Origin of the sequence: Bradyrhizobium sp. Rc3b, from assembly GCF_900114915.1 — a bacterium.
Lineage (GTDB): Bacteria > Pseudomonadota > Alphaproteobacteria > Rhizobiales > Xanthobacteraceae > Bradyrhizobium.
In genome coordinates, this window is record NZ_FOUS01000043.1 from 1 (window position 1) to 7,477 (window position 7,477).

Genomic DNA, 7,477 nt, shown 5'->3' on the forward strand with positions numbered 1-7,477 from the left:
CCCAACAAACTCGATGTGACCAGAGGCTGTCCTCGTCGCTCGTGCCTGCGCATGGATGTGCTTTACCGAGCCGTCCGGTAGCAGAAGCCGGTATTCATGCTCGAAATCGCTCGGGTCTCGCATCGCGCGATCGATAATTTCTCTAACCGAAGACCTATCATCTGGATGCGTGCGCTCAACGATCAGCTGCGGCCCCGGTAGCACTGTTTGAGGGTCCAATTGGAAAATTCGAAATGTTTCCTTTGACCAGAAGGCGTCGCCGGTAGTGACGTTCCAGCTGAAGCTGCCTGTGTGACTCAACTCCTGCGCCTGGACCAGATGTGCTTCGCTCCGCTGCAGGGCAAGTTCGGTCCGCCTCCGCTCCGTGATATCTTCGCAGGCGATAAGGACAATGGGCTGCTCATCGGCCCAGAGCATGGCTTTGGCGCTTTCACGTACCCACAACACCGAGCCGTTCTTCTTGACTTTTTGGACGTCCCACGTGCGCGTTTGTCCGACATCCTCAAGGCATGTCCGAACGCATTCGCAAACGAACGCGCGATCCTCCTCAAGAAACACGTCCAGCACGGATTGACCGATCAGTTCAGCACGAGCATAGCCAAGTTGTGTCGCGCCCAATGTATTCACGTTGAGCACAGTGCCAGCTTCATTGACCATGAAGTACATGGCCGGATTGTGCTCGAAGATGGCGCGCCACCGATTTTCGCGATCCTCCAAATCGGCCGCGCTCCGCTGAAGCTTGGCCGCAACCACACGCGCAGCCTCTCTTTCCTGTCGGAGCTTTGCGATCAGGTGCGCTCCGACAATCGAGGCAATAAAGAATGCAACAACCACCGGCAGGTCTTGGGGGTCATCGATTCGCAGGCTGAATGCCGGCGGCGCAAAGTAGTAAGCGAGAGCAGCGATGGCTACGATGCAAAGCGCGGACGACGCGACGAAGCTGCCGATCAGGGAAAACAGCAATACCACTAACAAATATGCGAAAGCCGTCGCGGCGAAATGCGCGTGAAGGTAAAAGGAAGCCAGTGTCACCAGGGCCAGCGTTATGCTGCCCAAGGTAAACTGATGGGCTGAACGTTCTAAACCGCTGATATGGCTACGCATTTTGATACCGTCCGGCCTATTCTCCGGCGGGAGAGCTACAACATTTTAGGCAAAAATAGGGCAATACTCGGCACCAGCGCCCGCTGGGCGAGCGCTTCCGAGATCGATTGCGTGGTGCCGAACTGAGCACGCCCGGGGAAAAAATGCATCACAGACATACGTATAGTTGTCCTAAACCTTTCAATATGGCGCGCTGACACGCCTGCAATCGAAGCTTTGATGTCTGTTTCCTGCTCTGCCGATAACAGCGGCCAGGCGATCGAGGCTGAAGCCGAGGACAACTCCCATACGCCGGCCACGAGGATAGCGGCTACAGTTCAGTCAAGACGTTGAGCCGGAACAACCAGGCGCGCCTCGACGAACCGAAAAGAACAAAGACAAGCTGCTGGACCACTCATCTCGCATTGCGATCGATCATGCGGAAGAAGCGCAATAATCATGTGCCGAGATACGAGGCGAAGTTTGGCGACTGCTTTGTATGCCCTAACGCCGTCACGCCTGGGTGCGGAGGACTTGTCTGCGAGTGGTTAGCCGAATCGAGCGCGCGCAGCGACGCCAAACCGACACTAACCGTGTGTGAGCCGCCACGGATCCGTCAAGATGCCATCTAATCCGCGCTGATCACACCTATCACGATCTGATGCAGCAGCGCGGACCGTGACAAAGGATGACGAGTTGCGTCAGCAAGGTCGGTACGACGTCGTTGGTCAGGACGGGGCAAACGCAGGGACCGCGCACATGGGCAATTGTGGGGATCACCACCTAGGAAAGCCAAGCTAAACACGTTCTGTCGCAGTCCTGTTATTTGGCCCGCCAAAATATTGCAGAAGCGTTCAGATCGCGATGAGCGAGGCGGCGAAAGACGCGCTTGAAAATGACCGTTACAAAACTCCTACTCTTTTGCTAGGCAGCATCTTCTTGAGGGTGGCTGACCGGCGGCGCGCGGGGCAAGGGTCGCCCACTGCAGATCGCGCGAGAAAGTTCCGGCTCCTGTCAAGTCGGCTGTGTCGATTCGAACTATGAGAATTGTGGCTGCGCTTGCATTCGATGCGTCTTCAAGCGGCGGGGTTAACATACTGGCCTATCTCATTGTGTGTCAGTAGTGGTGGAAACAGTGGGCTGGTTGAGCCGAGCCTGCAGCGTCGCATGCTCGAGCTCGCCTTCCCACCAGGAAACGAACACGGCGGCGATGCCATTGCCGGTAATGTTAGTAAGGGCGCGCACCTCGCTCATGAACTTGTCGATCGAAAACACGATTGCCATGCCCGGCACCAGCGCTGGGTTGACCACCGACAACGTCGCAGCGAGCGTGATAAAGCCGGCGCCGGTGACACCGCTTGCTCCCTTGGATGTTAGCATTGCCACGAGGAGGATCGTGAGCTGCTGGCCAAAGGTGAGGTCGACCCCGAGTGCCTGGGCAATGAACAATGTCGCAAGTGTCATATAGATATTGGTGCCGTCGAGGTTGAAGGAGTAGCCAGTTGGCACCACCAGCCCGACCACGGGCTTGGAGCAGCCCAGCCGCTCGAGCTTCTCCATTAATTGCGGCAGCGCGCTTTCAGAGGACGAAGTGCCGAGCACGATCAAGATCTCGTCCTTGATATAAACAACGAACTTGAAGATTGAAAAGCCGACGAGGCGCGCGATCAAACCGAGCACCACCACAACAAATAAGGCCGCCGTTGCGTAAAATAGCGCGATGAGACCGATCAAATTGCCTAGCGCTGCCGGCCCGAACTTGCCGATGGTGAAGGCCATGGCGCCGAAGGCGCCGATCGGGGCAGCTTTCATGATGATAGCGATTACGCCGAACACCGCGTGCGCGACGTCGTCAATCATGCCTCGCAGCCGCTCCCCACGGCTTCCTAACGCCATCAGCGAAAAGCCGAATAGGATCGCGAATAGGAGAACCTGCAGAACATCGCCACGAGCGAAGGCGCCCACCACGGTATCGGGAATGATGTTGAGAAAAAAATCGATGGTCTTTGAGGCTTCCGCCTGCTTGACGTAACTGGCGACCGCGGCAGCATCCGGCTTGACCGCAAGGCCATGGCCGATTTGGACCAGATTGCCCATAAGAAGGCCCAGCAGCAAGGCAAAGCTGGAGACGATCTCGAAATAGATCAGCGCCTTGACGCCGACGCGCCCGACTTTCTTCGCATCCTGAATGTGCGCAATACCAGATGTGACGGTACAGAAAATAATCGGCGCGATCACCATCTTGATGAGCTTGATAAACCCGTCACCGAGCGCCTTGACCCAGTCATTGGTCGCGACAGACGGCCACAGGCAACCAACGACGGCGCCAATCAAGATCGCGATCAGCACCTGCACGTAGAGAATCTTATACCAAGCTTGCGACGCGCGCGCGGGCGCCGCAGTTGCCATGGTGGTCATGACGCTTCCTTCCCGAATATACTCGAATGTGAGCCGCCGCGTCGCTGAGAGACGACGACGTCATACGAGACTCATGATTTTAGCCGTGTCCGGTTGAAGGACGGTTCCGAGAGCCGTCGTTCCAAAGGCAGGCGTTCAGTTGCGTTATCCTTTTTCGTTAAGCAAGATATGCACCAGATGCCCAAAGGGCGCCCGATTGAGCCGTCTTGTACAACTGTCTGTCTCCGGGAAGCATCGGTTGCTTAGCCCGAGTTCGCAATGTCGAACAAAAAGTGGCGGCGTGACGCGTAACTCGACCGGATGGTGGCATTAGCGGAGTCCCGTCTCGGGATGGAATCCAAGCGTGATCCTTATGCGCCGACTGCTGAGAGGGATGCAACAACAGGTGACGTTGGTAAAATCGATAGTTTGGATTGTACTCATCTACGCGATGGAAGCCTGGTTTAGGGGATCGATTTGACGGCAATAATCTTGAATCGATGCACTGCGTTGTCGCTAGCGGCAAAGCTCGATCGTGCACGGAGCCATTTGCCTCCAGGCCTTTGCTAACGATACGCATTAAGCAGGTCGGTCGAGAGGCGGCCTTCGCTCTCGGCCTCTCGCGTCTTTTGCCGTGCGCAGAAGCAGCGTTACGATGTTGCCGGTGCAGCGTGTGCCCGCCAGAGACCAATCAAGCATCTCTGGCGGCGTCAAATTCTGCCGTTTCGTTGCGCGGCTGTCCCTGTTTGCTCGGCAACAAAGATGCCAGAAATCTGACATCGCGTTAGGTTCACGCCACAGTGAAATCGACGTCTATGCAAAGTTCTCACGTTGAACATAGAGCGCGCCACAGTTCGCACGCGGACGGCTGGCGCTTTGCGCGCGTGCCTGTTGGCAAGACGTCCTGGCACGCCGGCCGAATTGTTGCGGCTCGAAGAGGGCGCCATCAACGGTCGCAAGATCAATCTCGTCTCTGCAGGAAGCATCTATTCCGGTGAAGCCAGCGGTCGATCTATCTGCGAACTCCTTGGACTCGATCCGATCCATGTCGCCAACGAAGGCAAGCTCGTTGCCATCGTCGCGCCTGAGTTGGCCGATGCCGTGCTAGCAGCCATGAAGGCGCACCCGCTCGGTCCGACGCAGCTGATACTGGCGAAGCGGTGGTTGACAATCGGAAATTTGTGCAGCTGACGACCGGGTTCGGTGGTCGACGAATCGTCGATTGGTTGTGGGGCGAACAATTGCCTCGGATCTGTTGACCACGCTGCGCATCATCTAGATTTGGGAAATCAAGTTTATAATCAATGGTCATGGGCCATTGCCCATCACCCATTAGCTCTTGAAACGATCCCTACTACGGCACTCTGCCCAACCGGCAGACTGCGACTTCGCTCTTTAGGCTTGCTGAACTTGGGTTGTTAGCTTTTCCACGAGCCGAGAGGGAGCTTCGAAATGACGCTTCGCCATCGCGCAGTTTCGAGGGTGTCACCACCATCCGGTGGGCCATGGGTTTGGAATCCTGCGAGCCTTGTCAAATATCGTTGAATTTCTGCGCCATTTTGACGGCAGCGTCGCAATATCGCAGCTCGCTTCCGATTAGAAAGGCGCTCCAGGCAGGGAGTTTTCAAATGAAGGTCGGAGTCCCCAAGGAAATCAAGGCGCACGAGTATCGCGTGGGCCTTACCCCGGGAGCTGTCCGCGAATACGTGGCGGCAGGCCACCGCGTGATGATCGAGACCAATGCCGGCGTTGGCATTGGTGCAGCCGACGACGATTATCGCAATGTTGGCGGAACAATTCTAACTTCCGCAGCTGAGGTATTCGCATCGAGCGAGATGATCGTGAAGGTTAAGGAACCTCAGCCGTCCGAATGGTGTCAGCTGCGGGAAAATCAGATCCTGTTCACTTATCTGCATCTGGCCCCCGACCTGGATCAGGCCAAGGGCCTCCTGAAATCTGGATGCACTGCGATCGCCTATGAGACCGTAACTGATGCGCATGGTGGCCTTCCGCTCCTCGCGCCGATGAGCGAGGTCGCGGGTAGGCTTGCGATGGAAGCGGCGGGAAGCGCCCTGAAGCGGAGTGCAGGTGGACGAGGGCTGTTGATCGGTGGGGTACCCGGTGTTCAGCCTGCCCGAATTGTGGTGATCGGAGGTGGCGTCGTCGGTACGCACGCGGCACGCATGGCGGTTGGTCTAGGCGCAGAGGTAACCATCATCGACCGTTCGATACCCCGACTCCGCGAGTTGGACGAGCTATTCGAAGGACGCGTTCGCACTAGGTTTTCGACTACCGAATCCGTGGAGGAAGAGGTATTTGCGGCGGATGTGGTGATTGGTGCGGTGCTCGTTCCAGGTGCGAGCGCGCCGAAGCTGGTCCGCCGGACCATGCTGAGCTCGATGCGCAAGGGGGCGGTGCTCGTGGACGTCGCTATCGATCAGGGCGGCTGCTTTGAGACATCGCACCCAACCACTCACGCTAATCCTACTTACGAAGTGGAGGGCATCATTCATTATTGCGTGGCCAATATGCCCGGGGCCGTGCCGCTGACCTCGAGCCAGGCCCTGAATAACGCGACGCTGCCGTTTGGTTTGGCTCTGGCCAACAAGGGCTTTTCCGCCGTGCTAGAAAATCCGCATTTGCGCGCAGGCCTCAACGTCCATCGGGGCCGGCTAACTTACGAAGCGGTGGCCGAAAGCCTCGGGCTGCCCTTCTCACCGATCGAACAGGCTGCGGCCTGATCCCAGAGGCCCTCATGGGCGTTTCCTCCCTGACTTAGGCCACCCTTCGGGGTGGCTTTTTTTTGGCTCCATCGATCTGCTGACCGCCGCCGGCATTTACTTCGAACGCAGGACGAAGCGTTGGATCACCAGACGAACGCTTGGCTTCAGTCGCCCGCACGATGCGGGACAATGTGCTTTCGCTCCATACAGCGCATATAAATGCCGGTTTTGCCAGGAAACATTCAAGACAATTGAGAATGCGTCCCGCGGACCCGCTGCGGACCCGCGATCACCGGAGCGACTTTATCTGGCGCGATCGCCGCGACTTCTTTTGAGTGGCTGTGGAGACGCAAACCGGGCCGCTGATGAATGCGCGGGTTATTTATCGCGGTGCTGTCGCCGAAGCCGCCGCTGTCCCGGTGAGTGGATACCTCGAGACGCGGCTCGGGGTCGACCTGATACACCGGCGGAGGACTTTTGAAGTCTCGCGGCGCATCCATCATCGCCGCGGCACGGCGGCCTAGCAAGAGTCGCAGATCGTACCCTGAGGCTGGCGAACGCGGTTCACCTGATCTCTGATGGCCGTGAGAACGACCATGCTCGAACCACGCCATCGACCTCAAGCTACTGTCGTGCGCGTTGTAGGATTTGCGACACCGTGTCGAGGCGGCGACTTGCGCTGCACAAAATAGCTCAGGCAAAATCAAGCTAAACTGTCTGGCACAAGACTTGAAAGCAAGAAACTGTCCCGCAACTTTCGCTCTATGGAATCGCATTGATGGCCTACAAGATAATCGCATCCCAGTGCACCGTCTGCGGTGCATGTGAGTTCGAATGTCCCAATGCCGCGATCAGCCTGAAGAACGACATATATGTGATCAATCCGACCCAGTGTACCCAATGTGAGGGGCACTTTGACGCGCCGCAATGCGCCGTCGTTTGCCCGGTGCCAGATACCTGCGTGCCGGCATAGGTGGAGTGGCCGGTGAGAGGAGCTCCTGCGCAAAACAACATGAAAACGCTGTTGATAGCCGCCGTCTATTGGGTCCGTCTTCTGTTTCTCTCAATTGCTAGCCCCAGGTTGCCGGCGACTTGCGCGATCCGCTTAGATAGATTGCAGCAGAATCCTTGCCGGCGGGAGTTGTCGTTGTGCCACTGGAGCGGGCAATGGTAGCCGTGCAAGAGACGGTCGAGCGCGTGAAGCGCATCGACGTCGACCAGTATCGTTATGGGTTTGAGACCCTGATCGACTCCGAGAAGGCCCCCAAGGGGCT

Annotated in this window: 4 protein-coding genes and 1 pseudogene; 3 read left to right on the forward strand and 2 right to left on the reverse strand. The window is 57.3% G+C overall.

Annotated elements, in window-relative coordinates:
- The coding region (locus BM190_RS39240) for a PAS domain S-box protein (RefSeq protein WP_143109209.1) at positions 1-1,104 on the reverse strand (1,104 nt) is incomplete at its 3' end.
- 1,086 nt (positions 1,105-2,190) lie between these two features.
- A complete protein-coding gene (gene dctA, locus BM190_RS39245; protein ID WP_092263393.1) occupies positions 2,191-3,501 on the reverse strand; it encodes a C4-dicarboxylate transporter DctA in 1,311 nt (436 codons plus the stop codon).
- A gap of 952 nt (positions 3,502-4,453) precedes the next feature.
- Between dctA and BM190_RS39250 the strand changes: the two are divergent.
- The 3 genes and pseudogenes from BM190_RS39250 to BM190_RS39260 form a co-directional block, all read left to right on the forward strand.
- Positions 4,454-4,739: pseudogene (locus BM190_RS39250) on the forward strand (AIR synthase-related protein); the annotation flags it as partial.
- 369 nt (positions 4,740-5,108) lie between these two features.
- Positions 5,109-6,221, forward strand: coding sequence for an alanine dehydrogenase (gene ald / locus BM190_RS39255; RefSeq protein WP_092263396.1), 1,113 nt, complete (start codon positions 5,109-5,111; stop codon positions 6,219-6,221).
- A 760-nt stretch (positions 6,222-6,981) separates the two neighbouring features.
- Entirely contained in the window at positions 6,982-7,176 is a 195-nt protein-coding gene (locus BM190_RS39260; RefSeq protein ID WP_035730311.1) for a 4Fe-4S binding protein, read from the forward strand.
- The last annotated feature ends 301 nt before the right edge of the window (positions 7,177-7,477 follow it).

Bases quoted from the DNA above. Each gene is read 5' to 3' on its own strand.
- dctA (WP_092263393.1), bottom strand. From the start codon at position 3,501: ATGACCACCATGGCAACTGCGGCGCCCGCGCGCGCGTCGCAAGCTTGG.
- BM190_RS39260 (WP_035730311.1), top strand. From the start codon at position 6,982: ATGGCCTACAAGATAATCGCATCCCAGTGCACCGTCTGCGGTGCATGT.
- ald (WP_092263396.1), top strand. From the start codon at position 5,109: ATGAAGGTCGGAGTCCCCAAGGAAATCAAGGCGCACGAGTATCGCGTG.